At 67.6% G+C, this 26,008-nt stretch carries 27 protein-coding genes; 14 read left to right on the top strand and 13 right to left on the bottom strand.

Annotation, left to right across the window (positions count from 1 at the left end; genetic code table 11):
- Window positions 1-68 precede the first annotated feature (68 nt).
- The gene (locus HGK58_RS13375) at window positions 69-761 is read left to right on the top strand and encodes a DedA family protein (protein WP_168628102.1); all 693 of its coding nucleotides are present in this window, start codon (window positions 69-71) and stop codon (window positions 759-761) included.
- On the opposite strand, the gene HGK58_RS13370 is transcribed toward HGK58_RS13375, so the two are convergent.
- On the bottom strand, window positions 758-2,794 hold the full coding sequence (locus HGK58_RS13370; RefSeq protein WP_168628101.1) for a hypothetical protein: 2,037 nt from the start codon (window positions 2,792-2,794) through the stop codon (window positions 758-760). The genes HGK58_RS13375 and HGK58_RS13370 overlap by 4 nt on opposite strands.
- 158 nt (window positions 2,795-2,952) lie before the next feature.
- On the opposite strand from HGK58_RS13370, the gene HGK58_RS13365 reads away from it, so the two are divergent.
- From HGK58_RS13365 to HGK58_RS13355, 3 genes are read left to right on the top strand one after another with little or no spacing between them, the layout of a single operon-like run.
- The gene (locus tag HGK58_RS13365) at window positions 2,953-4,200 is read left to right on the top strand and encodes an alanine racemase (RefSeq protein ID WP_168628100.1); all 1,248 of its coding nucleotides are present in this window, start codon (window positions 2,953-2,955) and stop codon (window positions 4,198-4,200) included.
- Complete coding sequence (locus tag HGK58_RS13360; RefSeq protein ID WP_349236226.1) at window positions 4,197-5,516, top strand: D-arabinono-1,4-lactone oxidase; 1,320 nt, start codon at window positions 4,197-4,199, stop codon at window positions 5,514-5,516. Before HGK58_RS13365 ends, HGK58_RS13360 begins: the two co-directional genes overlap by 4 nt.
- On the top strand, window positions 5,513-6,916 hold the full coding sequence (locus tag HGK58_RS13355) for a GH1 family beta-glucosidase (protein WP_168628099.1): 1,404 nt from the start codon (window positions 5,513-5,515) through the stop codon (window positions 6,914-6,916). The genes HGK58_RS13360 and HGK58_RS13355 overlap by 4 nt, the downstream gene beginning before the upstream one ends.
- 4 nt (window positions 6,917-6,920) lie before the next feature.
- Here HGK58_RS13355 and HGK58_RS13350 read toward each other — a convergent pair whose 3' ends face one another.
- Together HGK58_RS13350 and HGK58_RS13345 are read right to left on the bottom strand one after the other, a co-directional pair.
- The gene (locus HGK58_RS13350; protein WP_168628098.1) at window positions 6,921-7,655 is read right to left on the bottom strand and encodes an ABC transporter permease; all 735 of its coding nucleotides are present in this window, start codon (window positions 7,653-7,655) and stop codon (window positions 6,921-6,923) included.
- Window positions 7,652-8,395 carry an ABC transporter ATP-binding protein gene (locus HGK58_RS13345; protein ID WP_168628097.1) on the bottom strand — a complete coding sequence of 248 codons (744 nt, stop codon included), beginning with the start codon at window positions 8,393-8,395 and terminating at the stop codon, window positions 7,652-7,654. Before HGK58_RS13345 ends, HGK58_RS13350 begins: the two co-directional genes overlap by 4 nt.
- 146 nt (window positions 8,396-8,541) lie before the next feature.
- Here HGK58_RS13345 and HGK58_RS13340 point away from each other — a divergent pair, with 146 nt between their 5' ends.
- Together HGK58_RS13340 and HGK58_RS13335 are read left to right on the top strand one after the other, a co-directional pair.
- Window positions 8,542-9,108, top strand: a complete 567-nt coding sequence (locus HGK58_RS13340) for a LemA family protein (protein WP_168628096.1) — start codon at window positions 8,542-8,544, stop codon at window positions 9,106-9,108.
- Between the two features lie 110 nt (window positions 9,109-9,218).
- A complete protein-coding gene (locus HGK58_RS13335; RefSeq protein ID WP_168628095.1) occupies window positions 9,219-10,109 on the top strand; it encodes a M48 family metallopeptidase in 891 nt (296 codons plus the stop codon).
- On the opposite strand, the gene HGK58_RS13330 is transcribed toward HGK58_RS13335, so the two are convergent.
- Together HGK58_RS13330 and HGK58_RS13325 are read right to left on the bottom strand one after the other, a co-directional pair.
- The gene (locus tag HGK58_RS13330; protein ID WP_168628094.1) at window positions 10,106-10,366 is read right to left on the bottom strand and encodes a thioredoxin family protein; all 261 of its coding nucleotides are present in this window, start codon (window positions 10,364-10,366) and stop codon (window positions 10,106-10,108) included. The two genes, HGK58_RS13335 and HGK58_RS13330, sit on opposite strands and share 4 nt — an antisense overlap.
- 7 nt (window positions 10,367-10,373) lie before the next feature.
- Window positions 10,374-11,588: a crosslink repair DNA glycosylase YcaQ family protein gene (locus HGK58_RS13325; protein ID WP_168628093.1), complete on the bottom strand. Its 1,215-nt coding sequence runs from the start codon at window positions 11,586-11,588 to the stop codon at window positions 10,374-10,376.
- Window positions 11,589-11,713: 125 nt separating this feature from the next.
- On the opposite strand from HGK58_RS13325, the gene HGK58_RS13320 reads away from it, so the two are divergent.
- Together HGK58_RS13320 and ilvA are read left to right on the top strand one after the other, a co-directional pair.
- The gene (locus HGK58_RS13320) at window positions 11,714-12,859 is read left to right on the top strand and encodes an AI-2E family transporter (protein ID WP_168628092.1); all 1,146 of its coding nucleotides are present in this window, start codon (window positions 11,714-11,716) and stop codon (window positions 12,857-12,859) included.
- Complete coding sequence (gene ilvA / locus HGK58_RS13315; RefSeq protein ID WP_193508994.1) at window positions 12,856-14,088, top strand: threonine ammonia-lyase; 1,233 nt, start codon at window positions 12,856-12,858, stop codon at window positions 14,086-14,088. Before HGK58_RS13320 ends, ilvA begins: the two co-directional genes overlap by 4 nt.
- 16 nt (window positions 14,089-14,104) lie before the next feature.
- Here the strand turns inward: ilvA and greA are convergent, their stop codons facing one another.
- Both greA and HGK58_RS13305 read right to left on the bottom strand, forming a co-directional pair.
- On the bottom strand, window positions 14,105-14,590 hold the full coding sequence (gene greA / locus HGK58_RS13310) for a transcription elongation factor GreA (RefSeq protein ID WP_168628090.1): 486 nt from the start codon (window positions 14,588-14,590) through the stop codon (window positions 14,105-14,107).
- Between the two features lie 80 nt (window positions 14,591-14,670).
- Window positions 14,671-15,069, bottom strand: coding sequence for a DUF4307 domain-containing protein (locus HGK58_RS13305; protein WP_168628089.1), 399 nt, complete (start codon window positions 15,067-15,069; stop codon window positions 14,671-14,673).
- 89 nt (window positions 15,070-15,158) lie between these two features.
- On the opposite strand from HGK58_RS13305, the gene mca reads away from it, so the two are divergent.
- Both mca and HGK58_RS13295 read left to right on the top strand, forming a co-directional pair.
- Window positions 15,159-16,073 carry a mycothiol conjugate amidase Mca gene (gene mca, locus HGK58_RS13300; protein ID WP_349236225.1) on the top strand — a complete coding sequence of 305 codons (915 nt, stop codon included), beginning with the start codon at window positions 15,159-15,161 and terminating at the stop codon, window positions 16,071-16,073.
- Window positions 16,070-16,366: a hypothetical protein gene (locus HGK58_RS13295; RefSeq protein ID WP_168628088.1), complete on the top strand. Its 297-nt coding sequence runs from the start codon at window positions 16,070-16,072 to the stop codon at window positions 16,364-16,366. Before mca ends, HGK58_RS13295 begins: the two co-directional genes overlap by 4 nt.
- Here the strand turns inward: HGK58_RS13295 and HGK58_RS13290 are convergent.
- The gene (locus HGK58_RS13290; protein WP_168628087.1) at window positions 16,347-17,081 is read right to left on the bottom strand and encodes a hemolysin III family protein; all 735 of its coding nucleotides are present in this window, start codon (window positions 17,079-17,081) and stop codon (window positions 16,347-16,349) included. The genes HGK58_RS13295 and HGK58_RS13290 overlap by 20 nt on opposite strands.
- 75 nt (window positions 17,082-17,156) lie before the next feature.
- On the opposite strand from HGK58_RS13290, the gene HGK58_RS13285 reads away from it, so the two are divergent.
- The 4 genes from HGK58_RS13285 (at window position 17,157) to HGK58_RS13270 (ending at window position 21,427) form a co-directional block, all read left to right on the top strand.
- The gene (locus tag HGK58_RS13285; RefSeq protein ID WP_168628086.1) at window positions 17,157-17,942 is read left to right on the top strand and encodes an isoprenyl transferase; all 786 of its coding nucleotides are present in this window, start codon (window positions 17,157-17,159) and stop codon (window positions 17,940-17,942) included.
- 15 nt (window positions 17,943-17,957) lie between these two features.
- Entirely contained in the window at window positions 17,958-19,091 is a 1,134-nt protein-coding gene (locus HGK58_RS13280) for an aminotransferase class V-fold PLP-dependent enzyme (protein WP_168628085.1), read from the top strand.
- A 195-nt stretch (window positions 19,092-19,286) separates the two neighbouring features.
- Window positions 19,287-20,618 (top strand): PhoH family protein, encoded by a 1,332-nt coding sequence (locus HGK58_RS13275; protein WP_227411771.1) that lies wholly within the window; start codon window positions 19,287-19,289, stop codon window positions 20,616-20,618.
- Window positions 20,619-20,656: 38 nt separating this feature from the next.
- Window positions 20,657-21,427 carry a hypothetical protein gene (locus HGK58_RS13270; protein ID WP_168628084.1) on the top strand — a complete coding sequence of 257 codons (771 nt, stop codon included), beginning with the start codon at window positions 20,657-20,659 and terminating at the stop codon, window positions 21,425-21,427.
- 200 nt (window positions 21,428-21,627) lie between these two features.
- Here HGK58_RS13270 and HGK58_RS13265 read toward each other — a convergent pair whose 3' ends face one another.
- From HGK58_RS13265 to xseA, 5 genes are read right to left on the bottom strand one after another with little or no spacing between them, the layout of a single operon-like run.
- Entirely contained in the window at window positions 21,628-23,034 is a 1,407-nt protein-coding gene (locus HGK58_RS13265; protein ID WP_168628083.1) for a class II fumarate hydratase, read from the bottom strand.
- 9 nt (window positions 23,035-23,043) lie between these two features.
- Window positions 23,044-23,688: a carbonic anhydrase gene (locus tag HGK58_RS13260; RefSeq protein ID WP_168628082.1), complete on the bottom strand. Its 645-nt coding sequence runs from the start codon at window positions 23,686-23,688 to the stop codon at window positions 23,044-23,046.
- The gene (locus HGK58_RS13255) at window positions 23,688-24,323 is read right to left on the bottom strand and encodes a DUF4245 domain-containing protein (protein ID WP_168628081.1); all 636 of its coding nucleotides are present in this window, start codon (window positions 24,321-24,323) and stop codon (window positions 23,688-23,690) included. Before HGK58_RS13255 ends, HGK58_RS13260 begins: the two co-directional genes overlap by 1 nt.
- Complete coding sequence (locus tag HGK58_RS13250) at window positions 24,320-24,544, bottom strand: exodeoxyribonuclease VII small subunit (RefSeq protein ID WP_193508984.1); 225 nt, start codon at window positions 24,542-24,544, stop codon at window positions 24,320-24,322. The genes HGK58_RS13255 and HGK58_RS13250 overlap by 4 nt, the downstream gene beginning before the upstream one ends.
- 10 nt (window positions 24,545-24,554) lie before the next feature.
- Window positions 24,555-25,832 carry an exodeoxyribonuclease VII large subunit gene (gene xseA, locus HGK58_RS13245; RefSeq protein WP_168628079.1) on the bottom strand — a complete coding sequence of 426 codons (1,278 nt, stop codon included), beginning with the start codon at window positions 25,830-25,832 and terminating at the stop codon, window positions 24,555-24,557.
- Between the last annotated feature and the right edge of the window lie 176 nt (window positions 25,833-26,008).

Genomic DNA, 26,008 nt, shown 5'->3' with positions numbered 1-26,008 from the left:
TCCGTCCACGCGTAGCGGCAGCCGCCAACCTCGCACTCAGGCACCGCCGGTACGCTTTCGCGTATCCCATGATTCTTCTTCCTACTTCCACCGCGCCCGAAAACGCCCTCACCGGCATCGCCGGCTGGGCTGTCAACCTCATGGAGACCCTCGGCGGTCTCGGCGCCGGCATCGCCATCGCAGCCGAGAACCTGTTTCCGCCCCTGCCGAGCGAGGTCATCCTGCCCCTCGCCGGCTTCACTGCGAGCCAGGGCAGCCTCGGCCTCCTCGAGGTCATCGTCTGGACGACCCTCGGCTCCATCGTCGGCGCGCTCGCCCTCTATGCGATCGGCGCGATGCTGGGGCGCTCCCGGATGCGCTGGCTCGCCGAACGCATCCCGCTCATCCGCGTGGAGGATGTCGACAAGGCCGAGGCATGGTTCGACCGGCACGGGGCGAAGACCGTGTTCTTCGGCCGGATGATCCCGATCTTCCGCAGCCTGATCTCCATCCCGGCCGGCGTGAAACGCATGAACCTGCCGCTGTTCATCGCACTCACCACGGCGGGCAGCCTGATCTGGAACACCATTTTCGTGCTCGCGGGCTTCCTGCTGGGGGAGAACTGGCACCTCGTCGAGGGCTACGCCGACGTGCTGCAGTACGCCGTGATCGGCGCCGTGGTCATCGCGATCAGCCTGTTCCTGGTTGTGCGCATCCGGTCCATTCGCGCCGAGAAGAAGCGCACCCCGGAACCGGTCGGCAGCCGCGCCGACCGCGGCTAGTCGGCGGGGCGCACGAACCGGGTCCAGCCCCACGCGGCGACAGCGAACGCGGCGAAGACGACGGCGACCGACGACAGTACGATCGCGTTGACCGGATGCAGCGCCTCGCCCACCAGCACCGCGGCGCCGAGTGTCGTCAACGCCAGAGCCGCGACGAGCCAGCCGAGCTTCGACCATTCGAGCAGGACCCGCCCGGGCAGAGCGCCGACCGGCAACAGCAGCATGATGACGGAGCCGAAACCGGCGATGGTGATCGTCGCCAGCACTTCGCTCGGGATCGAGCCCCAGAAGCCCTCGACCGGTCCGATCGCGGAGTGCAGCACCCACGCGAGCGTGGCCAGCAGCGCGAGCGACACCAGCACGGCGAGCGAGACGATCGCGCGCTTCACGACCGGCAACGCGACCGCGTATACCGCAGAAATGATGACGCCGACGATGAACGGCGGGTTCAACTCGAACCAGCGGGAGATGATCGCCGTCACGCCGGCGCCGATCAGCAATGCCGGCACGAACACCAGCCTGCCGCTGATCCGAACCGCGCGGGACGCCAGAGCGCTGGCCACCGCAACCCCGACCACGTTGAGGATGGTCAGGCCGACTGCGACGGAGAAGGCCAGCCGAAGGTAGCGCACCTCCCCGGAAAGCCCGCCGGAGAACACCACAAGCGCCGCTGTCACCGCAAGCGGGACGATCCCCGCAAGCCACGGGCGGATCCCGGTCGCGGCGGTATCAGCGGGCAGGGCGCCCCGGTTCCGGCCGGTCAGCCGAAGGCCGCGCAGGTGCGGGCGCACTGTGGTCGCGAAGAGTCGCATCGGCACGGCGATGAGCGCGATGAACCCGCCGGCGATGCCGAGGGCGAGCAGCCAGTTGCCGCCCGCGAGTGTGCCAGCGGGCGTCATCAACCGGGTGCCGAACCCCGTGGGCGTGCCCCAGTTGGTGAGCGCCTCCTCGAGGGTTGGCGGCGCAGCACCCGACGGCGGCCAGTCGGGCAGCGTCGGCTCGCCCGGCGTCGGCGCTGGAGTGGGTGTCGCCTCGGGTTGCTCCTCGGGCTCCGGCTCGGGCGCGTCCGTGGGCGGATCGCCCGGCTTGGGTGCCGTTTCTCGCGGACCGATCCACACGGTGATCGGGGTGCTCGGCGAACTGAAGTTACCGGCCATGTCGCGCTGCAGCGCCTGCAGCGTGTGCGAGCCGTTCGGCACGTTCGCAAACTGGCAGGACCAGCGCGTCCCCTCCACGGTGGCCCGGCAGACGATCAGGCCGTCGAGGTAGACGTCGACCCGCGCACCCGCCTCGCCGATTCCCGTCACCGTCGCGGGCAGTCGCTCGAGCCGCGACTGGGAGCGGGGAGAAGTGATGATCGGCGCATCCGGCAGCTCCTTGTCCACCATCACCTGAACGGTGCCCGACTGATTCGATCGCTGCCCGCCGCCGATCGTGGGATGGGACTGCGAGGCGGACACCATGTGCTGGCCGGAAGTGGGAATCGAGCAGGACCAGAATCCGTCACCGCGCGCGACGCCCGGGCACACCTGATCCGACCCGCTGACTCGAAGCACGATCGTCGACCCCGGATGCGCGGCGCCGGAGATGATCCCGGTGGTCAGGATCGGCCCATTGGCGGCGATGCTGGGCGGCGCGAGAACATGGATCGTCACCGGATCCAGTGCCGTCTCCTCGCCGTCCGCGGCGATGTGAACGGCCTGCAGCACGTATCCGGCGCCGTTCGGCAAGCCGGTCGCGGTGCAGCTCCAGGTCAGCTCCGCGTTCGCTGCGATCGCGCAGCCGGCGGGGCCATCCTCGAAGCGGATGCCTGCACCGACCTCCTTGGTGCCGCTGATGGTCACCGAGTCGGTGCCGATGAACGCTCCATCGGCTGGGCTGGTGATCCGCGCTGCCTGAGCGGCGGCCGCCTCCTCGCCCCGCTCTTCATCGCGCACCTCGAACCCGGTGGCACCGGTCAACGTCAGGACAGCGCCGACAGCGATGAAGGCGGCCACGATCGTGGTGCCGCAGCGCGAGGTTACTCGCTGCATCGCTGTGGTGTGCACACTGGTCCAAGGGCTGTGGTCGGGTGGTGTCGTCTCAAGGGTACTCAACACCCCTGAGACTCCCTCGGTCGGTTGCCGGTCACCCGCGTCACACCATGAATAGTGTTGAGTCGACAGGCACTCGAAACTTAGGCGGTGAAGCGATGGAGCTCACTCGACCAGCGACGGCTGCGTGGCGTGACGACCCGGCCGCCTACTGGGCGGCACTCGAGTCCGCGACGGCGCACCTCGATCCGCCGTTCGCGGTTCTCTCGTTGCCCGCGCTGAGCCACAACGCGTTCGACATGCTCGGTCGCGCGAACGGGACGAGAATCCGGGTGGCGTCGAAGTCGGTGCGGGCGCGCGGTGTCATGGACGCGGTGCTGCGCGTGCCCGGCTATCGCGGTGTGCTGGCCTACACGCTCGCCGAGGGGCTGTGGCTCGCCACAGAGGCGCTCGCCGCCGGGTCGACGCCGGATGTCGTGGTCGGCTACCCGAGCGCCGATCGGTGGGCCATCGGTGCACTCGCGAACGACCCGCGGTTGGCGTCCACGGTGACGCTCATGGTCGATTCGCTGGACCAACTTGACCTCATCGACGCGGTGGTATCTCCCGCCCGGCGGCAGGCAATGCGGCTGTGCCTGGAATTGGACGCGTCCTGGGACTCGCGCCTGCTCGGCCATGTCGGCACCTGGCGATCACCAGTCCACAGCCCCGAACAGGCCAGAGCGCTGGCCGAGGCGATCGCGAGGCGGCCCGGATTCCGGCTCGTCGGGATGATGGCCTATGAGGGACAGCTCGCAGGCGTCGCCGATGCCCCGGCCGGCAAGCCGGCGCGGGCGGCCATGCTGCGCTGGATGAAGCGCCGATCCGCTGCAGAGCTGGCGGAACGCCGGGCTGCGGCGGTCGCCGCCGTCCGCCACGTCGCGGACCTCGAGTTCGTCAACGGGGGCGGCACCGGCTCACTCGAGACAACCAGCGCCGAGCAGGCGGTCACCGAGATCGCGGCCGGAAGCGGGCTGTTCGGCCCGCACCTGTTCGACGGGTACCGCTCATTCCGACCGGCGCCGGCCGCAGCCCTCGCGCTGTCGGTGGTCCGCAAGCCACGATCGCGCATCGCGACTCTGCACGGCGGCGGCTGGATCGCATCCGGACCGCCCGGGGCCGACCGGCTGCCACGCGTTGCCTGGCCGCGGGAGTTGCGGATGCTTCCGCGCGAGCAGGCAGGGGAGGTGCAGACACCGGTCACGGGCCGTGACGCGACAAGCTTGCGCATCGGCGACCGGGTCTGGCTGCGCCACACCAAGGCCGGCGAGCTCAGCGAGCACGTCAACACCCTCCACGTGATCGACGGTGATCGGTTGGTGGAGAGCATCCCGACCTACCGAGGCGAGGGGAAGGCGTTCCTGTGAGCACGCCGCGCGCCGGGACGGCGCCCGCGTGGAGCAACTGGGGTCGATCGGCCATGGCGCAGCCGGCCGAGCGGGTGTCGCCGACGACCACCGATCAGGTCGTGGCGATCGTGCGCCGCGCGGCCGAGCAGCGGCGACGCGTCAAGGCGGTGGGCGCCGGGCACAGCTTCACGGGCATCGCGGTGGCCACCGACATCCTGATCGAGCCGGACGGGCTCGCCGGGGTCCTCGCGGTGGACGGCAACCTCGTCACACTCGGCGCGGGCACCCGCCTGTGGCAGCTGCCCGACCTGCTGGCGCCCCTCGGGCTGGCGATGCAGAACCTCGGCGACATCGACCGGCAGACCATCGCCGGCGCGATCTCCACCGGCACGCACGGTACCGGCGCCCGCTTCGGTGGAGTCTCGACCCAGGTGCGCGGGCTCGTGCTCGTCACCGGCGACGGCACTGTGCTGCGTGTCAGCGCGAGCGAGAACGCTGACTTGCTGCCGGCGGTCGCGCTCGGGCTTGGGGCCCTGGGCGTCATCACCGAGGTGACCATCGAGTGCGTTCCCGCGTTCGTGCTGGGCGCGATCGAACGGCCGGAACCGTTCGACGCCGTCGTCGATGCATTCGAGCACCGCGCGGCATCCGTCGACCACTTCGAGTTCCTGTGGTTCCCGCACACCCGAACCGTGCTGACGAAGAACAACACCCGCCTGCCGGCCGACTCGCCCCGCGCCCCACTGGGACCGGTCCGGCGCTGGTTCGACGACCGGGTGATGTCCAACCGCGTGTTCGGCCTGACCTGCGTTGTCGGCGCCGTCGCGCCGCGGCTGGTGCCGGGCATCAACCGGCTCGCGACCCGGCTCACCGGGAACCGCGAGTTCACCGACGTGTCGACCTCGGTCTTCACCACGCAGCGCAGTGTCAGGTTCCGTGAGCTCGAGTACAGCATCCCGTTGGAGCAGGTCCCGGATGCCCTGCGCGCGCTTCGGTCGCTCATCGACTCCCGCGGCTGGCGCATCTCGTTCCCAGTCGAGGTGCGCGCGGCGGCACCCGACGACCTCTGGCTGTCGACGGCAACCGGCCGCGCATCCGGGTACATCGCCGTGCACCGGTACTTCCGCGAAGAGCCGACCGAATATTTCCGCGCGGCCGACGCGCTGTTCCGCGAGTTCGAGGGCCGCCCGCATTGGGGAAAGATTCACTTTCAGGATGCAGAATCTCTATCCATGGTCTATCCGCGGTTCGGTGAGTTCGTTCAGCTTCGGGATCGACTCGACCCGGAGCGGCTATTCGCAAACGAGTACCTGGACACAGTTCTCGGCCGATGACTGGAGATTACGCACACGATCCGGAAGCGCTGGGCGCCCGGATCCCGCCAGGCTTCACGATCGGGGTGTCGACCGCGGCCTTCCAGGTCGAGGGTGCAGTGCGGCGCGGAGGTCGCGGCCCGTCGACGTGGGACTCGTTCATGACCCAGGCCGGCCGCATCGAGGATGGCAGCACCGCCGAGGTCGCGACCGGCCACTACGAGCGCTACCGGGACGACATCGAACTGATGAAGCAGCTGGGCATCGACTCGTACCGCTTCTCGCTCGGCTGGCCGCGAATCCAGCCGGATGGCATCGGCGCCGGCAACAAGGACGGCATTGCGTTCTACGACCGGCTGATCGACGCGCTGCTCGACGCAGGCATCCGGCCGATGGCGACGCTCTACCACTGGGATACGCCCCTGCTGCTGCAACAACGCGGCGGGTGGATGAACCGCGACACCGCGTATCGGCTCGGCGACTACGCGCTGCTCGCCGGTGAAGCGTTCGGTGACCGGATCGATTCGTGGGTAACCATCAACGAACCGACGACCGTGACCTTGAACGGCTACGCGCTCGGCCTCCACGCGCCCGGCTCGACACTCCTGTTCGACGCGCTGCCGGCCGCGCACCACCAGCTGCTCGGCCACGGCTTCGCCGTCCAGGCGCTCCGCGCGACTGGTGTCGCCGGCGGGGTCGGCATCAGCAACGTGCACGCGCCCGTCGTCCCGGCACGGGGGATCAGGGCCCGGTACTTCGCGAAGCTGCTCGACCTGCTCCACAACCGCATCTTCGCCGACCCGGTGCTGCTCGGGCACTACCCGAAGCCCCCGTTCGGCGCGGGCAAGCTGTTCCGCGCGCTCACCGAGGTCGACTCGTTCGACCTGAAAACCATCCATCAGCCGCTGGACTTCTACGGCGTGAACTACTACATGCCGATCCGGGTGCGTTCCGGTGCTCCAGCCGATGAGGACACTCCGGATGGCACAACCCCCGACGTCAAGAACATCCCGTTCTCGCTCGCGCCCTGGCCGGAGTACGACGAGACCGGGTTCGGCTGGCCGATCGCGCCGGACTACCTGACCGTGACCCTGAAGCAGTTGTCCGAGCGGTATGGAGAGGTGCTGCCGCCGGTGTACATCACCGAGGGCGGCGCGAGCTTCCCCGACGAACCGGATGACGACGGCGCCGTCAGGGACGGCAAACGCATCCGGTACCTCGCCGACCACCTCGCCGAGGCGATCGAACCGGTTCCGGGCATTGACCTGCGCGGCTATTACGTGTGGACGCTGCTCGACAACTGGGAGTGGGCTGCCGGCTACTCGCAGCGGTTCGGCCTCGTCCATGTGGACTTCGACACCCTCGACCGCACCCCGAAGTCGTCATTCCAGTGGTTGCAGCGCGTACTCGCGGCGCGCTGAGAGCTCACGCGGTGCGGCGACGCAGGGTGATCGCGCCGAGAATCACCGCGCCCAGCGCGAACGCGCCAATGATGAGCAGCTTGCCGCCGACGTAGGCGGCATCTTCGGTGTCGCCCGCTACGGCGTTGAGTGCGTCGATCGCGTGCGACAGCGGCAGCCAGTCGGAGATTGCGTACAGCACATCCGGCATGTCCTCGCGGGGCAGGAAGATGCCGCCGAGCAGCACCTGCGGGAACACGATCAATGGCATGAACTGCACGACCTGGAACTCGGTGCGCGCGAACGCACTCGCGAACAGGCCCAGTGTCGTGCCGAGCACGGCATCCGCGAGTGCGACACAGAGCAGCAGCCACAGCGGCCCGTCGATCTCGAGGCCGCACACCCACACCGCGAACGCGACAGCGATCGAGGCCTGCAGGACGGCCAGCAGTCCGAACGCGAAGGTGTAGCCGAGGATGAACTCGAGCTTGGCGAGCGGCATCGACAGCAGTCGCTCGAGGGTGCCGCTGCGCCGCTCGCGCAGGGTGGCGATGCTCGTGACCAGGAACATGATGATGAACGGGAAGAGCGCCAACATGGCCGGCCCCACCTGCTCGAAAACGTCGGTATCGGAGAACAGCCACGCGACCAGGCCGATGAGCAAACTCGGCACCACGAGCAGCAGCGCGACCGTTCGTGGGTCGTGGGAGATCTGGCGCAGCACCCGCCCGGTCGTCGAGAAGGTACGGCGGATGCTCATGACCGCTCCTCGGTCCGCTCGCCCGGGTGCCGTTCGATCAGCACAAGGAAGGCCTCCTCGGCATCGCTGGTGCCGGTGTCCGCGAGCAGTTGTCGCGGTGTGGTGTCGGCCAGGATCTCGCCGTCCCGCATGAGCAGCAGGCGGTCGCAGCGGGTCGCCTCGTCCATCACATGGCTGGACACGAGCAGGGTGACGCCACCGCGCGCGAGCTCACGGAACAGTCCCCACAGCTCCGATCGCAGGACCGGATCCAGGCCGACCGTCGGTTCGTCGAGCACGAGCAGTTCCGGCGTGCCGAGCAGTGCCGCGGCGAGGGATACCCGGCTGACCTGCCCACCGGACAGGGAGCCGGCGAGCTGCTTCAGCTGCCCGCCGAGGTCGGTGGCAGCCACGACGCGGTCGATCTCGGCGCCGCCGACGCCGAGCACCGTGGCGAAGTAGCTCAGGTTCTCCCGCACGGTCAGGTCCGAGTAGACGCTGACATCCTGGGTGACGTAGCCGACGCGATGGCGAAGCGGCGGCGATCCGGCGCTCTGCCCGAGCACGGTGACGGTGCCCGACTCGAGGCGTTGCACACCGACGATCGAGCGCATGAGAGTGGTCTTCCCGCTCCCGCTTGGTCCGAGCAGTCCGACTAGCTCGCCCCGGGCCAACGAGAGGTCGAGATCGCGAACCGCGACGTTCCTGCCTCGGCGGACTGTGAGCCCGTCGATTCTCAGCGCCAGTGCCGAGTGCTCCATGCCAGAACAGTAACCCCGGATGTTCCCCCAGTGTTGGCCTGACGCAGGCGGGATTCGGCGGCCGCACAGCCCGCGCTCGATATAGTTGAGTAGCCCACGAGGGGTGTTCGCTGCGGCACCCGCAGCCAAGAGGAGACTTCAAGACCATGGAAATACTCATCGTCGTCGGCATCGTCGTTGCCCTCGCCGTGATCGTCGGCATCTACCTGTGGGCCACCTACAACGGCCTGGTGAAGCTGAACGTTCGCGTTGACGAGGCGTGGAGTGACATCACCGTTCAGCTGAAACGGCGTGCCGACCTCATCCCGAACCTGATCGAAACGGTCAAGGGCTACGCAGCGCACGAGAAGTCCGTCTTCGAGAACGTCACGAAGGCGCGCGCCGAGACCCTCACGGCACAGACGCCGGGAGAGGCATCCGCCGCGGAGAACCACATGCAGCAGGCGCTGAAGAGCATCTTCGCGGTCGCCGAGGCGTACCCGCAGCTGCAGGCCAGCCAGAACTACCTGCAGCTGCAGGGCGAGCTGGTCGACACCGAGGACAAGATCCAGGCCAGCCGCCGTTTCTATAACGGTGGTGTGCGCGAGCTGAACACCAAGATCAAGGTCTTCCCGAACACCCTGTTCGTGCGTGGTCTCGGCTTCCACGAGCGCGAGTTCTTCGAGGTCTCGGAGCCGGCAGCGATCGCCGAGCCGCCACGCGTGCAGTTTTGAACTGAAGGTTGACGCTTCGTAGAAGCCTCAACCGTAAGTTCAAGATCGAGGAAGCGCCGCCAGGCGCGCATCGAGATCCTCTCCACTACACACACGACAGACAGGGTGACATGTACAGCGCTATAGCGCGCAACAAGCGCAACACTGTGCTGATCATTCTGGTGTTCCTGCTCATCATCGGCGGGCTCGGGTTGATTGCCAACTACATGTGGGCCGGCACGGGCAATTGGTCGATCCTCATCGGCACGATCATCGGCGCGCTCATCTATGTCGTGATCCAGTACTTCGCGGCGAGCAGCCAGGCGCTTGCGATCGCCGGCGGGCGGCAGATCCAGAAGCAGGACGACCCGCGGCTGTATCGCACGGTGGAGAACCTCGCGATCACCAATGGCATGCCGATGCCGAAGGTGTACATCGTCAACGATCCGGCGCCGAACGCGTTCGCCACCGGACGTGACCCGGAGCACGCTTCGGTCGCGGCGACCACCGGCCTGCTCGAACTGCTGAGCGATTCCGAGCTCGAGGGCGTGATGGCCCATGAGATGGGCCACGTCAAGAACTACGACATCCGGGTCACCATGATCGTGTTCGGGCTCGTGGTGGCCATCGGCTTCATCAGCGACATCCTGCTGCGGATGACCTGGTTCTCGGGCGGCAACCGCAACAACAACAGCGGAAACCCGATCCTGCTCATCCTTGGTCTCGCCGCGATGATCATCGCGCCGCTGGTCGCTGGGCTCGTCCAGGCCGGCGTCTCACGTCAGCGCGAGTACCTCGCCGACGCCACCGGTGCCCTCACCACCAGGCACCCGGAGGCCCTGGCCAGCGCGCTGCACAAGATCAGCCAGGCCGGTCGTCCGATGAAGCGGCAGAACTCGACCATGGCGCATATGTGGTTCAACGACCCGATCAAGCCCGGCGTCATCGACCGGATGTTCTCGACTCACCCTCCGGTGCAGGACCGCATCCGTCGACTGCTCGACAACGCGACGAAGTTCTAGAGCGCGCGGGCCATCGCAGCGAGGGCCTGCGGAAGCGTCGGCACGCCCTCGGAGCGGAACACCTCAGCGCCGTCGTCGGTGCTGATGATCACGGTCGGCGTGCTCCGGATGTCGGCCGCCTCGGCGTCCTTGGGGGCCTGCGCGACGTTCAATTCCTGGATCTCGGCAGACGGCACCCACGTTCCCGCCTGCGTCAGCACCTCGCGGGTCGCGGTGCAGGCACCGCAGAATGACGACGTGAAGAGCTGGACTCGCATGATGGCATTAACGCGCAGCGAGCTTCGAGGATTCCGAAGCCGGGAAGAGCTGCGCAAGAGCGGATGAGAGGTTCCCGGCGCCCGCGAACTCGACACGCTCCAGTCCCTGCCACTCGGCGGTCGTCGTAAGCAGGGGAGCGAGGCGGTCGGCCACGGCGCCCGGGTCGGCATCCGGCTCGTGCCACGCCGACTGCACCCGCAGCGCGCCCGCCTGCCGGTCGCTCTTCAGGTCGATCCGTCCGACGATCTCCTCGTCGATGAGGATCGGCAGGCTGTAGTAGCCGAAGATGCGTTTCGGCGCCGGTGTGTAGATCTCGATCCGGTAGTGGAAGCCGAACAGCCGCTCGGTGCGTGCGCGCTCCCACACCACGGGGTCGAACGGTGAGAGCATCGCGGTCGCCTCGATGCGGCGTGGGATGCGCGCGTCACGATGCAGCCACGCCGGTGCCTTCCAGCCGTCGACGCGGACATGGCTGATGATGCCGTCGTCCTCTAGCGCGCGCAGGGCCGCCAGAGTCTCGTCGTTCCGCATGCGGTAGTAGTCCGCGACGTCGCGGGTGGTCGCGATGCCGTGGGCGCGGGTCGCGTGCTCGACGAGCATCCGCTGCGCCTCCTCGCGCGGCACGGTCCTCTCCAGCACGTCGCCGGACAGCACCTGCTCCGGCAGCGCGTAGGTGCGCTCGAATCTGGTACGCCCGGCCGTGACGACATCGCCGTAGAGGAACATCAGTTCCAGCAGTTGCTTCACGTCGGACCAGCCCCACCATGGACCGCTGCGCTTGTTCGAGTCGTGTTCGATGTCGCTCGCGCGCATCGGCCCGTTGTCGCGCAGCTCCGCGAGCAGCCAGTCCCGCAATCCGGTGTGCCCCGCGATCCACTGCACACCCTCGCGCTCGCGCATCCGGTCCATCCGCCACCGCCACAGCGGTCTGGTGTCGACCGGGATGATGGCGGCCTGGTGCGCCCAGTACTCGGTGTGCGATGCCCCTCGGGCGAAGGTGAGCCGGTCGAGGGCTGCCCGGTCGTACGGGCCGAGCCGAGCATAGAGCGGCAGGTAGTGGCTGCGCTCGAACACGTTCACCGAATCGAGTTGCAACAGCCCGAGCTTCCGGATACCGGCTGCCAGCTGCCGGGTTCCGGCGCCGCCTGACGGCTGCCTTCCGAAGCCCTGCGCAGCCAGCGCGACACGGCGCGCTTGCGCGAGCGAGAGGGAGTCCACCACAGAATCGACCCTAGTCGGAGCCTCCGACGCTGCCGCAACAGAGTCTGGCGGCGCACAAGGCCGGTCTGCATTCCGTTACCGGAATATAGCGTCGGAGGCGGAATCGTCCCATTTAGACTGAGACGGTGATTTTCGGCAAACGATCCCGTCCGGCACGGCCGCAGGTGCCGCTGTCACGGCGCCGGATCGTGGAAGACGCCGTCCCTGTCGGCGTGCAGATCGCGGGCGCATGGTCATGGCGCATTCTGCTCATGGCCGGAGTGGCCGCGCTGCTGGTCTTCCTCGTGATCCAGCTGCGTGTGATCGTCGTGCCGCTGATGATCGCGGTGCTGGTCTCCTCGCTGCTCGTGCCGTTCGCCGGGTGGCTGCAACGGCAGGGATGGCCGAAATGGCTTGCGGTGATGACGGCCGCGCTTACCGCCGTCGGCGTCATCACCGCGCTCATTTTCCTCATCGTCACCCAGATCCGAGCCGGCTGGCCGGATCTTCAGGCGCAGTCCCTCGTCGCATGGGAGCGGCTCAAGGACGTCCTGCTCGAGTCGCCGTTGCACATCACCGAGGAGCAACTCTCGGAGTTCGGCGAGGGCTTCGTCGATACGATCCAGCGAGATGCGAGCGTCTGGGTCAGCGGCGTGCTCTCGGTCGGTTCCACCGCTGGACACCTGGTTGCCGGTCTCCTGATCACCCTGTTCGCGTCGCTGCTGATCCTGATCGACGGCCGCAACATCTGGCACTGGGTCGTCCGGCTGTTCCCGCGCCGGGCGCGCCTGGCGGTCGACGGGGCAGGTGCGGTCGGGTGGGTCACCCTGAGCAACTTCGCGCGGGTGCAGATCTTCGTCGCCGCGATCGACGCCATCGGCATCGGGCTCGGGGCATTCTTCCTTGGCCTGCCACTCGCGGTGCCCATCGCGATCGCGGTGTTCCTCGGCTCCTTCATCCCGATCGTCGGTGCGGTCGTCACGGGTGCGCTCGCGGTGTTCATCGCGCTGGTCTACAAGGACATCGTGATCGCGCTCATCATGCTCGCGATCGTGATAGCCGTGCAGCAACTCGAAAGCCATGTGCTGCAGCCGCTGATCATGGGCAACGCGGTGAAGGTGCATCCGCTCGGAGTGGTCCTGGCGGTCGCCGCCGGCAGCTACGTCGCGGGCATCCCCGGCGCGCTGTTCGCGGTGCCGATCGTGGCGACCGCCAACGCGATGATCCTGTACGTCGCGAGCGGCCGATGGCGAACAGACAACAACCCACAACTCGAGGACATCCCACGGTGATCACTGACAACGCGCCTTCTCTCATCCGGATCGAGGAGGCGCGCGAAATCGTGTCGAGCGTGGCGCAGGTCACGCCGATGGAGAGTTCCCACTACCTGGCCGAGGTGCTCGGTTCGCCCGTGTACCTCAAGTGCGAGAACCTGCAGCGCACCGGTTCGTACAAGATCCGCGGCGCCTACTATCGGCTGTCCCGGCTGACGGAAGAGGAACGCGCGCGAGGCGTGGTGGCAGCATCCGCCGGGAACCACGCGCAGGGCGTCGCGTTCGCCGCTCGCGAGCTGGGCATCCGCGCGACGATCTTCATGCCGGTCGGCGTTGCCCTGCCGAAGCTTCAGGCGACGCGCGGGTACGGGGCGGAGGTCATCCTTCGCGGGCACACCGTCGACGAGCCGTTGCGCGCCGCCGCCGAATTCGCCCAGAGCACCGGTGCGGTGCTGATCCACCCCTTCGACCATGAGGACGTCATCGTCGGGCAGGGCACTCTCGGCCTCGAGATGCTCGACCAGGTGCCGAACCTCGACTCGGTGATCGTCCCGATCGGCGGTGGCGGGGTGATCTCCGGCATCGCGGTCGCGATGAAGGAGCGGGCCCGGGCTCAGGGGCGGGCGATCCGCGTGATCGGCGTGCAGGCGCAGAACGCCGCGGCCTATCCGCCATCGCTGGCGGAGGGTAAGCCGCTCGAGGTGCCGATCGCGCCGACCATCGCCGACGGCATCGCGGTCAGCAAGCCCGGCAAGCTGAACTTCGAGCTCGTGCGTTCCCTGGTCGACGAGGTCGTCACCGTCAGCGACGATGACACCGCCCGGGCGTTGCTCGTGCTGATCGAGCGCGCCAAGCTCGTAGTGGAGCCGGCCGGCGCTGTCGCCGTCGCGGCCATCCTCACCGGGGCGGTGAAGAACCTCGGCACAACCGTGGCGCTGCTGTCCGGCGGCAACATCGACCCGCTCGTGATGGAGCGCGTCATCTCACAGGGTCTCGCCGCATCCGATCGCTACCTCAAGCTGCGCATCATGCTGCCGGATCGACCAGGCCAGCTCGCGCGCGTCGCGGAGTTGATCTCGGATGTCAGCGCCAACGTCGTCGAGGTCATGCACACCCGGCACGGCAAGGGCGCGCTGCTGAACGACGTCGAACTCGAGGTCAGCCTCGAGACCCGCGGCCCCGAGCATGTCCAGCAGGTGTTGGACAAGCTGCGGTCGGCCGGTTACGACCCGCGCGTCGACTTCTGACTCGACTCGATGCGGTTCAGAAGGAGTAGGTCTTCACCGTGAGCAGCTCGACCGTGATCTCCCGGCCGTTCGGCGCGGTGTAGGTGACAGTCTCGCCCTGCTTGTGGCCGATGATGGCGGCACCAAGCGGGCTCTGCTCGCTGTAGACGTCGAGGTCGGAGTCTCCGGCGATCTCTCGATTGCCGATCAGGAACGTGGAATCGTCGCCGGCGATCTTCGCGGTGATGATCATGCCCGGCTCGACGACACCGTCATCCGGGGGTGTGCCGACGCTGGCGGTGCGCAGGAGCACCGTCAGTTGGCGGATGCGGGCCTCGATCTTGCCCTGCTCTTCCTTGGCGGCGTGGTAGCCGCCGTTCTCCTTCAGGTCGCCCTCGTCGCGCGCTGCCTCGATACGCTTCGCGATGTCGTCGCGGCCCTTGCCGCTCAGGTACTCAAGTTCGTTGGTGAGACGGTCGTACGCCTCCTGGGTCAGCCAGGTGACGGCAGTGTCGTCAGCCATAGTGCTCTCCTCGTGCTTTCGTCGCTGTCAAAGAAATGAGACCGGCCACACGACCGGTCTCTCTAGCGATTCGGACTATCTTATGTTAGCCAGCAACGGTAGATCAAGCCTGTGACAGCCAGCTCGCTCGTGCGAACCTCCTCGGTGAAGCGGCGTGTGTAGGAGTCGGATGCCGGCAGCTCGACGATCTTCCAGCCGACGATCGCGTGCTTGTCGTTCTGCGCCTGCAGCGCGCAGCTGACCTCGGTTCCCTGCGGCACCGTCACCTCGTACTGCACGTCCACGCTGAACTCGTCGTTCACCTTGTGCCCGAGATCGCGTGTGTCCAGCCCGCCGGAGACGCTGTCGAGTCCCGCCCAGATGACCCACGCGCCGACGACCAGGCCGAAGAAGACCCCGGCGACGATGAGGATGAGGCGCTCGCGTCGAGCGCGCCCCGGTGTGCGCCCGTAGCGCTCCTCGATCGTGGTGTCGGTCACATGTCTCCCATGCCGATTAGGGTTGAACTGTCCCGGATGCCGGTGCGGATCCGGACCCTTCAAGGCTAGGCGTATTTGTAAGGAGCGGCGTGACACCCAGCGAGACCGGCCGACCGGCCGACCGTCGCTTGCTTGCCTTCCATGCCCACCCGGATGACGAGTCCAGCAAGGGCGCGGCCACGTACTCGCGGCTGACCGACGACGGTGTGCATGTGCTGGTGGTGAGCGCCACCGGCGGCGAGGCCGGCGACATCCTCAACGCCGGGCTCGAACACTCCCACCCGTCCGATTTCCGGATGGCGCAGCGCGACATGGCTGGCCTGCGCCGGCACGAACTGCAGCGCGCCAGGGACGTTGTCGGCTTCGATCATCGCTGGCTCGGCTACACCGACTCCGGAATGCCCGAGGACGGCATCATCCGCCCGGACAGTTTCGCGTCCATCCCGATCGAGATCTCCGCCGAGCCGCTGGTGCGCATCATCCGTGAGTTCCGGCCGCAGGTTCTGGTCACCTACGACGAGAACGGCGGATACCCGCATCCGGACCACATCCGCACCCACCAGGTGGGTGTCTTCGCGCTCGAAGCCGCCGCCGACCCGGCGCAGTACCCGGATGCCGGCGAACCGTGGCAGGTCTCGAAGCTGTACTACGACCGCATCTTCAACGCCTCACGCTTCCGCGCCATCCTCGCCGAAATCGAGCGACGCGACCCGGAATCGCCCAAGGTGGAGGAGCTGAAGGGCTACCTCGAGCGGGTCGGAGATCGACCTGACCTGGCGACGACCCACATCCACTGCGGAGACTACTTCGAGCGCCGCGACCAGGCACTGCGCGCGCACGCGAGCCAGGTGGCGCCGGACAGCACCTTCTTCTTCTGGCCCAACGACGTGCAGGCGGACGCCTGGCCGTACGAGGACTTCCAGTTGGTGCGCAGTCTCGTGCTCTCCGACCTCCCCGAAGACGACTTCTTTGCCGGCATCCCACTGAACTCGGAGCACCCATGACCGTCATCCAGCAGCTAGGGCTCGTCCTCCTCGCATCCGAGGAATTCGACCCGAACGATGTGACACCGACCTGGATCGGCTTCGCCATCACCTTCCTTGTCGCGGCCGCGACCGTCCTGCTCATCCTGGACATGACACGCCGGATGCGCCGGACCCGCTATCGGGGCGAGGTCAAGGAGAAACTCGAGGCCGAGCGGCTCGCCGCCGAGACGGGGGAGCACCCGGACGGCGGCCCCGACGGCGGAGCGCCCGATGAGCCGGTGGACCCCGACGTCACACCACGGGCGGGTTGACCGCCACCAGGAAAATGCCGGTCCAGTGGCAGAGGAACGCCAGCAGGGTCAGCGTGTGGAAGATCTCGTGGAAGCCGAACTTACCCGGGAACGGGTTGGGCTTCTTCATCCCGTAGACGACCGCGCCGGCTGAATAGCAGATGCCACCAATGATGATGAGCGTCATCATCACCCAGTTGGCGGCGAAGAAATCGGCGATGAACATCACCGCAGCCCAGCCGAGCAGCAGGTACAGCAGCACGTAGAGCCAGCGCGGGGCGCCGATCCAGAACACACGGAACACGATGCCGAGCAGCGCGCCTGTCCAGACGAGGCTGAGCAGCAGCATCGCCTTCTCTTCCGGCAGTGCGAGCACGCTGATGGGCGTATACGAGCCGGCGATGAGGATGAAGATGTTGGCGTGATCGAAGCGCTTCAGCATACGCTTCGCCCGCTCGCCCCAGTTCAGGCGGTGGTACAGCGCAGAGACGCCGAAGAGCAGCATCGAGGAGAACACGAACACCGCCGAGCTCCATCTGGCTGCCGTACCGTCGGCCATGCCGATCAGGATGACGCCGAGCACGATGGTCAGCGGGAAGGTTGCCGCGTGGATCCACCCGCGCCAGGTCGGCTTGATCTCCACCGGGTGATCACGAGCGTCGTCAAGCAGCGGAACGTTGGGCAGGTCCTCGCCCGGATCGTTCTGGGTGCCCTGGTGGCGTGAATCGGCGGTCATTGCCAAAGACTATTGCGCGAGAGATAACGTCAAGCTGAGAGTCACTAGCGGCAATTGGTGCACTAGCGTAGGCACGTGCGAAAGCGGGAAGCGCAGTGGGGGCCCGGATTCCTCTATGGGCTCTATCAGCGACGGATCCGGCGCTGGCTCGCTGGCCAGCAGTTGCCGAAACACGTCGCGATGATCCTGGACGGCAATCGTCGTTGGGCCAGGCAGCGGGCACTGGAAACCGCCGGTCACGGTCACCGTGCCGGCGCGGCCAAGTTCCGCGAGTTCCTCGTCTGGTGCGACGACCTGGGCATCCAGGTCGCGACGCTCTACCTGCTGTCCACCGACAACCTGCAGGGCCGCACGAGCGACGAACTCGACGACCTGTTCGAGATCATCGCGGACCTCGCCGACGACCTGTCGCACTACCGGGACTGGCGGGTGCAGCATGTCGGCTCCACCGAAGGGTTGCCGCCCGCGCTGGTCGCCGCGTTGAAGGGCGCCGAGGAGCGCACCGCGAACAAGAACGGGCTGCACATCAACCTCGCCGTGGCATACGGTGGGCGACGCGAGATCGCCGATGCCATGCGCAGCATCGTGCGCAAGCAGGCGACGGAGGGCGGCACCCTCGACTCGCTCGCGGAGATCCTCACCCCCGAGCTCATCGGAGAGCACCTCTACACCGGGGGGCAGCCCGATCCGGATCTCGTCATCCGCACGTCGGGTGAGCAGCGCATCAGCGACTTCATGCTGTGGCAGAGCGCACACAGCGAGTTCTACTTCGTCGAGGCACTCGGCCCCGACCTGCGCGAGGTCGACTTCCTTCGCGCGCTACGCGATTTCGCAACCAGGCACCGCCGCTTCGGCCAGTAGTCGAAGGAGACGACCATGACCACGATTGACGAATACGCCGATCAGTTCGAGGAGGAGCCCGGCTACCTCGACTTCGCCCGAGTCGGGCCGATGGGACGCGCCGCCGCCGAGGAGGAGCAGGCGCACGTCGAGCTGCTGCGCCGGGCGCGCTTCGGCTCGATCGAGCGCTTCCTCGATGAGGACGCTCGCGTGCGGGAGGCCGTCGCGACCCTCACCGGGTTCCCCGCCGAGCAGGTGACCTTCCAGCCCAACACCAGCACGGGCCTCATGCATGCGATGTTCGGACTCACCGGCGGAGTGCTGCTCTCCGGCCGCGAGTTCCCGAGCCTGACGTTCGCAGCCGTCCGCGCATCCGAGGCCCTCGGCGTCGTGGTGCCGCAGTTCATCGAATGGGATGACGACGTGAACGCCGGCCGGGTCACCGCTGGCATCGTGAAGGAGCAACTCACCCCGAAGACTGTCGCGGTCGCCGTGAGCCTGGTCGACTACCGCACCGGCTACCTCGCCGACCTCGAGGGCATCCGCCAGGTCATCGGCGACCGGCTCCTCATCGTGGATGCCGTGCAGGGTTTCGGCGTCGTGGACGCGCCGTACGAAGTGGCCGACGTCATCGCGTCGGGCGGCCAGAAGTGGGTGCGCGCCGGCTGGGGCAACGGCTTTCTGGCGATGAGCGACCGGGCGCTCGAGCGGCTCACCCCGGTCTTCTCCGGGTTCGTCGTCGGCGAGGAGTTCCCGGATGGACCGGATATCCCGGCACCGCCATCCGGTATCGACGCGTTCCAGGTGACCCGCGGCAGCCCGGTAGCCCAAGCGCGGTTCGCGTCCGCGCTGGAATCGATCGCAGCGGTCGGCGTCGATACGGTCAACGAGCGCATCGCTGAGCGGGTCGATCGGGTGATCGAGGTGGCCGACGAGTTCGCCATTCCGGTGTCGTCGCCCCGTGACAGGCGCGAACGGGCGGGAATCGTGGTGCTCGAGCCCGCTCCCGACCAGCTGACGGCGCTTGCCGCGGCGCTCTTCAACCAGGGCCTCAGCGCAACCGTCCGCGACGGTCACGTTCGCCTCAGTGCCCACGTCAGCACGAGCGATGAGACGCTCGGAATGCTCCGGATGGCGCTCGCCGCATTCGCGACGTCGACCACGATCTGAACAGAAGGTTTCGTCGGGCGTGTCGCTGGACGCCCAGAACGCTCGGCACCGTAGCGTCAGTGACATCAGGTAGGGCACCTGGTCGAAGCGGCCACATAAGTTCGCTTGTCGATGCTAGTGGCCGTTGGATGAGTTCCGAGCGTGCAGCGCTCGGGAACGGAGTCGCAATTGGCCTCGAGCAACACCCCCAAGAAGTTGTCCGGCACGACCAAGGCGACGGGGGTGACAACGCCGCAGGCTGAGAAGACGTATGTGCTCGACACGTCGGTGCTGCTCTCCGATCCGCGCGCCATCTTCCGCTTCGCGGAGCATTCGGTCGTTCTGCCCGTCGTCGTCATCTCGGAACTCGAGGGCAAGCGACACGATCCGGAGATCGGATACTTCGCGCGCCAGGCACTCCGCATCCTCGATGACCTTCGGGTTGCCCACGAACGACTCGACTTCCCGATCACCGTGGGGGAGGGCGGGTCACTGCGGGTCGAACTGAATCACACGAGCATGGATGCGCTGCCGTCGGGGCTGAAGCTCGGCGACAACGACTCGCGCATCCTGGCGGTCGCGCTCAATCTGGCAAACGACGGGTTCGATGTCACGGTGGTCTCGAAGGACCTGCCGCTGCGGGTCAAGGCCGCGTCGGTCGGTCTCGCTGCCGAGGAGTACCGGGCCGAGTTGGCGGTGGACTCCGGGTTCTCCGGGATCGCCGAGATCGATCTCGGCTCCGCACAGGTCTCCGAGTTGTACGACAACGAGACTCTCGAGCTGCCGCAGGTCGCCGACCTGCCGGTCAACACCGGGCTCGTCATCCACTCCGACCGCGGCTCGGCGCTCGCCCGCGTCAGAGGCAAGGGCACGGTCCGGCTGGTGCGCGGTGACCGGGATGTGTTCGGGCTGCACGGTCGGTCCGCCGAGCAGCGGCTCGCCATCGACCTGCTGCTCGACCCGGAGCTGGGCATCGTCTCGCTCGGCGGGCGCGCGGGGACCGGAAAGTCGGCTCTCGCCTTGTGTGCCGGCCTCGAGGCGGTGCTCGAACGGCAGCAGCACCGGAAGATCATGGTTTTCCGCCCTCTCTACGCGGTTGGCGGGCAGGAGCTCGGCTACCTGCCAGGCGACGCCGCCGAGAAGATGAACCCGTGGGCCCAGGCGGTTTTCGACACACTGGGCTCTGTGGTGTCCCAGAACGTGCTCGACGAGGTGCTTCACCGCGGGCTGCTCGAGGTGCTGCCGCTCACGCACATCCGGGGACGCTCGCTGCACGACGCGTTCGTGATCGTCGACGAGGCCCAGTCGCTTGAGCGCAACGTGCTGCTGACGGTGCTCAGCCGTGTCGGGCAGAACTCGCGGGTGGTGCTCACACACGACGTTGCACAGCGGGACAACCTGCGCGTCGGCAGGCACGACGGTGTCGCATCCGTCATCGAGACACTCAAGGGCCATTCGCTGTTCGGGCACATCACGCTCACCCGCTCGGAGCGCTCGGAGATCGCCTCACTCGTGACGCAGCTGCTCGAATCGAACGAACTGGCCTGAGTCAGCCGGGTGGTGCGCGGAGCGAATAAAGTCGAGTGGTGATCGCCCTGCCACTCGTCCTGCTCGTCAGCCTCGCGGTGCTGTTCGTCTGGGGGCTGTTCTGGCCGCGCGGCCAGTGGCGGGTGCTGGTCGCCTGGAGCTATCGCGACCCGCACGTCAACGAGCCGAGCGGGGCAGCGTTCGCCGTCTACCGCGCGATCGCCGGTGTCGGCGTTGTCGTGCTCGCGGTCAGCGGATTCGTCGCGTGGCAGTCGTATCAGGCCGCGCTGCCGGTGGAGGAGCCGCCGCCATCCGCCATGCAACGCATGTGGGGCGAGGAGCCGCTGGTCGTCAACCGGGTCGTCACCTCGGTCGGCGCCGCCTCGAACGACCTCGTCTACGTCGCGCCGATCGCGTACCAGAGCGTCGACGGCGAACGGCGGCAACCGCCGTACCTCTATTCGCTCGCAACGCTCGAGCTCCCGGAAGGCGACACCGCCGGCGGCATCATCGGTCGCCAACCGTCGCCGGGCTACGCAGCCCTCGACTTCGCGAACCTGGTGGTGCTCGTCGAGGGCGACCCGAACTGCATCCCGCGTCAGGCGGTGGTGGTCGAGAATGCCGATTCCGTCGAGGTAGCCGTCTACTACGGCCGGCCAGACAACCCGGACGGCACCCCGAATGCGGATGGCATCGGCGCGTGCGAGCCGAACCCCCGCGATCGGGTGCCGCTGCTGCTGCCCATCCAACTCTCGGACGAACTGGACGGTCGCCTTGTCACCGCGATCGACGGTGAGGTGCTGCGCAAGGCGCCCGTCGTCACCGACTGACGGTGAAGCCGCCGGTGATCGAGCCTGTCGAGACCTCGCCCTGTTATGCAGGACATCCCTTGTTGTGCAGGAAATTCGGCCCGTCGCGGGGGTCTTGTCAGGCATCCGAGCCCATAAGCCGCCGAATGTCCTGCATAACAGGGATGCGAAAGGCGCCCGTCGTCACCGACTGACGGGCGCCTCGCGCGAAGACAACCGACCTAGTTGGGGTGGGTCATGCTGAGCACGTCGAGCAGCGAGTCGAGCTGTTCGATGCTGATCTCGCCGCGCTCCACGAAGCCGAGTTCGATGACCGACTCGCGCACCGTGATGCCCTTGGCGACGGCGTTCTTGGCGACCTTCGCGGCGGCCTCGTAGCCGATCACGCGGTTGAGCGGGGTGACGATCGACGGGCTCGACTCGGCGAGGGCGCGGGACCGTTCGAGGTTCGCCTCGAGGCCGGCGATGGTCTTGTCGGCGAGCACCACCGACGAGTTCGCGAGCAGCCGGATCGACTCGAGCAGCGCGGTTCCCATGACCGGGATCGCGACGTTCAGCTCGAAGGAGCCGCTCGCGCCCGCCCAGGCAACCGTCGCGTCGTTCCCGATCACGCGTGCACACACCATGAGCACAGCCTCCGGAATGACCGGGTTGACCTTGCCGGGCATGATCGACGAGCCGGGCTGCAGGTCGGGGATGTGCAGCTCAGCGAGACCGGTGTTCGGGCCCGAGCCCATCCAGCGCAGGTCGTTGTTGATCTTGGTGAGCGAGACGGCGAGAACGCGGAGTGCACCGGATGCCTCGACCAGCCCATCGCGGGCGCCCTGCGCCTCGAAGTGGTCGAGTGCCTCGGTGATCGGCAGGCCGCTGTCGTCGGCGAGCACCGCGATGACCTTCTGCGGGAAGCCCTTCGGGGTGTTGATGCCGGTGCCGACCGCGGTGCCGCCGAGCGGCACCTCCGCGACCCGGCCGATGGTGGACTGGACCCGCTCGATGCCGAGGCGAATCTGGCGTGCGTAGCCCGCGAACTCCTGGCCGAGGGTGACCGGGGTGGCGTCCATCAGGTGGGTGCGGCCGGCCTTCACCGCGTCGGCCCACAGCGCGGCCTTCTCGTCGAGCGCGCCGGCAAGGTGCTCCAGCGCCGGGATGAGGTCCCCGAGCAGCGCGCCGGTGACGGCGACGTGCACTGACGTGGGGAACACGTCGTTTGAGGACTGGGAGGCGTTCACGTGATCGTTCGGGTGCACCGTGCTGCCGAGCGAGGCGGATGCGAGGTTGGCGAGCACCTCGTTCATGTTCATGTTGGAGGAGGTGCCGCTGCCGGTCTGGTAGACGTCGATCGGGAACTGGTCAAGGTGCTCGCCCGCGATGATGCGGTCGGCTGCCGCGACGATGGCGTCAGCGATGGACGAGTCGATGATGCCCAGCTGCCCGTTGACAATCGCGGCCGCCCGCTTCACCCGCGCGAGCGCGATCACCTGCGCGGGCTCGAGACCCTTGCCCGAGATGGGGAAGTTCTCGACAGCGCGTTGCGTCTGCGCGGCGTAGAGGGCGCTCTTCGGGACGCGCACCTCACCCATCGTGTCATGCTCGATCCGGAACTCTGTGTCACTCACGGACTTCAACATCCTTTGCTGCTAGCGATGATCGGCTGCCGGCTCGCCGATGTCGCCGATGACGACATCCGGAACTGCCATGCCTTCGAGTAGGCGGTAGTTCGCGCCCACGATAGCCAGCGTACCCGCGGCGATTGCATCGCTCAGAAGCTCGGAGCCTCGCACGAGGTCGGCCACCGTGTCGCGGAGGTGCTCGCGGCCCACCTCGGTGGCATCCGGGCGGCCGTCACCGTTGCTCTTCACCCGGTTGACAGCGGGCAGAATCGGCTCGATCAGGTTCCGGATGTGCGGGGGCAGGTCGCGCGCATCCGGTTCAAGGCAGTCGATGGCCGCCCGGACAGCGCCGCATTCGTCATGACCGAGCACGACGATGAGGCGCACTCCGAGCACCTCGACCGCGTACTCGAGCGAGCCGAGCACAGAGTCGGAGATGATCTGCCCGGCGTTGCGCACGACGAAGATGTCGCCGAGGCCGAGGTCGAAGATGATCTCGGCAGCCAGCCGGGAGTCGCTGCAGCCGAAGAACGCGGCGTACGGTTCCTGCCGCCCGACGAGCTCTCCACGGCGTTCGACATTCTGCCGCGGATGGCGCGGTTTGCCACTGATGAAGCGCTGGTTTCCCTGCTTGAGCTCGTGCCAGGCCCTCGCTGGCGACGTATCGGGCATCAGTCGTTCCAGCCCAGCTGCTCTGCGATTGCGGTTGCGAGCACGTCGAACTCCTCATCGTCGGCGGTTCCGTGCAGAGCGAAGCTGTCGCCCTCGGTCGTGGTCATCGAGTACGCGAAGTTACCCGTGGGGTCGACGCTGCGGCGGTCGTACACGTCCCAGACGGTGCCGGCCACGCTGCGTTCGCCGGTTGCGCGATTTTCTTGCACTGCGTTCGCCAGCCAGGTCGCATTGGCGTCGACGCCTTGGCGCACCGCGATGAATTGGTTGTCCGGTGTGATGAAGCCGATGTACCAGCTGGCGATGTCGTCGGCACCGGTCTCGACGCGGGCGGAGTTCGCTGTCCACCCCTCGGGCAGGTCAGGGGCGGCGAGGTCGGCGCCGAGGCTCGCCTCTGCCTCGGCGGCGAGGCTCTGGTAGTCGATGGGCTCGCGGGGTTCCGGGTCGGGACGAACCACGACCAGCACGATCAGGATGACGATCGCCAGCGACGCGAGCAGTGCGCCGATGAGGCCGTACAGGGTCTTGCTCTCCCGGTGCGCGCGGGAGGACTCGGCCTTGCGCGCCGCGGCCTCCTCCGGCGTCTCCGGGCGTCCGAGCTCAGCGACGATCCGGGGTTGCTTCGGTCGGCTCATGTGCCTGGTTCCGCCGCTGCACGTGCGGCGTCGAGTCGGGCCTTGGCTCCGATGAGCCATTCCTCGCAGCGGCGCGCGAGCGCCTCGCCGCGCTCCCAGAGGGCGAGCGACTCCTCGAGTGTCGACGAGCCCTGCTCGAGCTGGGCGACGACTCGCACCAGCTCGTCGCGCGCCTGCTCATAGCTGAGGTTCGCGATGTCGTCGTTTGCTGTGTCCGCCACGAGATCAAGACTACCGAGCGTCGCCGTCACCGGCGTCAATGCCCGGATGCACACCGTCGACAGTTGTGTCCAGCTTGCCGTCGGCGAGGGTGAGGAGGAGTGCTGTGCCGGTGGGGGCGTCGGCTGCCGCCTTGAGCACGGAACCGTCGGGCAGTTGCGCGATCGCGTAGCCGCGGTCCAGGGTGCGCTGGGGGGAGAGGGCGCGCAAGCCCGACACCAGTTCGGCGACCTGCAGCCAGGAGCGTTCGAGCAGGCGGTCGGTCAGTTCCGCTCCGCGTGCCACCCAGCGGGTGATCTCGTCCGCGCGGGTGTCGATGAGCCAACTGGTCGAGGCCAGCACCGGGCGCGAGCGCAATTGGGAGAGGCGGTCGATCTCGTGGTTGACGGTGTTGGTGACGCGCATGAGTACGCGTGCGCGCGCTTGCTGCACGCGGTTGAGCTCTTCGGCGACATCCGGCACGACTCGCTTGGCCGCATCCGTCGGCGTGGATGCCCGCAGATCGGCGACGTCGTCGAGCAGCGGGCGGTCAGCCTCGTGGCCGATCGCGCTCACGATGGGGGTGTTCGCTGCGGCTGCGGTGCGCACGACCTTCTCGTCGCTGAAGACGAGCAGGTTCTGGAAGTCGCCTCCACCGCGCGCGACGATGATGACGTCGACATCGGGGTCAGCGTCCAGCCTGCGGATGGCGCTCGTCACCTCGGCGGCGGCGCGGTCGCCCTGGACCGCGGTGTGTACGACGCGGAAGGCAACCGACGGCCAGCGCAGCTGCGCGTTGCGCAGGACGTCCTTCTCGGCGTCGGAGTCCTTGCCGGTGATGAGGCCGATCACGCCGGGCAGGAACGGGAGGGGCTTCTTGCGGTCGGCGTCGAACAGCCCCTCCGCCTTGAGCGTCTGCCGGAGCCGCTCGAGCCGCTCGAGCAGGTCGCCGAGTCCGACGTGGCGCATGTCGAAGACCTGCATGGTCAGGGTGCCGCCCTTGACCCAGTAATTCGGCTTGACCAGGGCGATCACGCGGTCGCCCTGAGCGAGGTCGGCAGGGATCTTCGCCTTCACCGAGGACCAGATCGTGAAGCTGATGGTCGCGTCGGCGGTGAGGTCCTTGAGCTTGCCGTAGACGTTGCCGCCCGACACGCCCCACTGGGTGAGCTCGCCCTCGACCCAGACGGTGCCGAGGCGGTCGATCCAGCCCTTGATCTTGCTTGACAGCAGGGCAACGGGCCAGGGGGCGTCGACCGTCGCCGGACCGTGCACCTGGGAGGGCTGGCCGGCCTGGGTCGCATCGGTCATGAATTCAGGCTAGGGGATCCCACCGACGCATCCGGTCACCGTCCCCAGCCCGTGCCCCTGCTATGTAGGACATCCCCTGATGTGCAGGAGATAGTGCCGCCCGGTGGCAAGTTGTCGGGCATCCGGGCGCTTAGCGACCGGATGTCCTGCACAACATGGGTTCGAAGGTCTCGACA

The sequence above is a fragment of the Cryobacterium sp. BB307 genome, from assembly GCF_012274275.1.
Taxonomy (GTDB): Bacteria; Actinomycetota; Actinomycetes; order Actinomycetales; family Microbacteriaceae; genus Terrimesophilobacter.
Note: the sequence above shows the minus strand (reverse complement) of the source record. Positions and strands in the feature narration are given on the sequence as shown.

Bases quoted from the DNA above. Each gene is read 5' to 3' on its own strand.
- HGK58_RS13375 (WP_168628102.1), top strand. From the start codon at position 69: ATGATTCTTCTTCCTACTTCCACCGCGCCCGAAAACGCCCTCACCGGC.
- HGK58_RS13370 (WP_168628101.1), bottom strand. From the start codon at position 2,794: ATGCAGCGAGTAACCTCGCGCTGCGGCACCACGATCGTGGCCGCCTTC.
- HGK58_RS13365 (WP_168628100.1), top strand. From the start codon at position 2,953: ATGGAGCTCACTCGACCAGCGACGGCTGCGTGGCGTGACGACCCGGCC.
- HGK58_RS13355 (WP_168628099.1), top strand. From the start codon at position 5,513: ATGACTGGAGATTACGCACACGATCCGGAAGCGCTGGGCGCCCGGATC.
- HGK58_RS13350 (WP_168628098.1), bottom strand. From the start codon at position 7,655: ATGAGCATCCGCCGTACCTTCTCGACGACCGGGCGGGTGCTGCGCCAG.
- HGK58_RS13345 (WP_168628097.1), bottom strand. From the start codon at position 8,395: ATGGAGCACTCGGCACTGGCGCTGAGAATCGACGGGCTCACAGTCCGC.
- HGK58_RS13340 (WP_168628096.1), top strand. From the start codon at position 8,542: ATGGAAATACTCATCGTCGTCGGCATCGTCGTTGCCCTCGCCGTGATC.
- HGK58_RS13335 (WP_168628095.1), top strand. From the start codon at position 9,219: ATGTACAGCGCTATAGCGCGCAACAAGCGCAACACTGTGCTGATCATT.
- HGK58_RS13330 (WP_168628094.1), bottom strand. From the start codon at position 10,366: ATGCGAGTCCAGCTCTTCACGTCGTCATTCTGCGGTGCCTGCACCGCG.
- greA (WP_168628090.1), bottom strand. From the start codon at position 14,590: ATGGCTGACGACACTGCCGTCACCTGGCTGACCCAGGAGGCGTACGAC.
- HGK58_RS13295 (WP_168628088.1), top strand. From the start codon at position 16,070: ATGACCGTCATCCAGCAGCTAGGGCTCGTCCTCCTCGCATCCGAGGAA.
- HGK58_RS13290 (WP_168628087.1), bottom strand. From the start codon at position 17,081: ATGACCGCCGATTCACGCCACCAGGGCACCCAGAACGATCCGGGCGAG.
- HGK58_RS13280 (WP_168628085.1), top strand. From the start codon at position 17,958: ATGACCACGATTGACGAATACGCCGATCAGTTCGAGGAGGAGCCCGGC.
- HGK58_RS13265 (WP_168628083.1), bottom strand. From the start codon at position 23,034: ATGTTGAAGTCCGTGAGTGACACAGAGTTCCGGATCGAGCATGACACG.
- HGK58_RS13260 (WP_168628082.1), bottom strand. From the start codon at position 23,688: ATGCCCGATACGTCGCCAGCGAGGGCCTGGCACGAGCTCAAGCAGGGA.
- HGK58_RS13255 (WP_168628081.1), bottom strand. From the start codon at position 24,323: ATGAGCCGACCGAAGCAACCCCGGATCGTCGCTGAGCTCGGACGCCCG.
- xseA (WP_168628079.1), bottom strand. From the start codon at position 25,832: ATGACCGATGCGACCCAGGCCGGCCAGCCCTCCCAGGTGCACGGTCCG.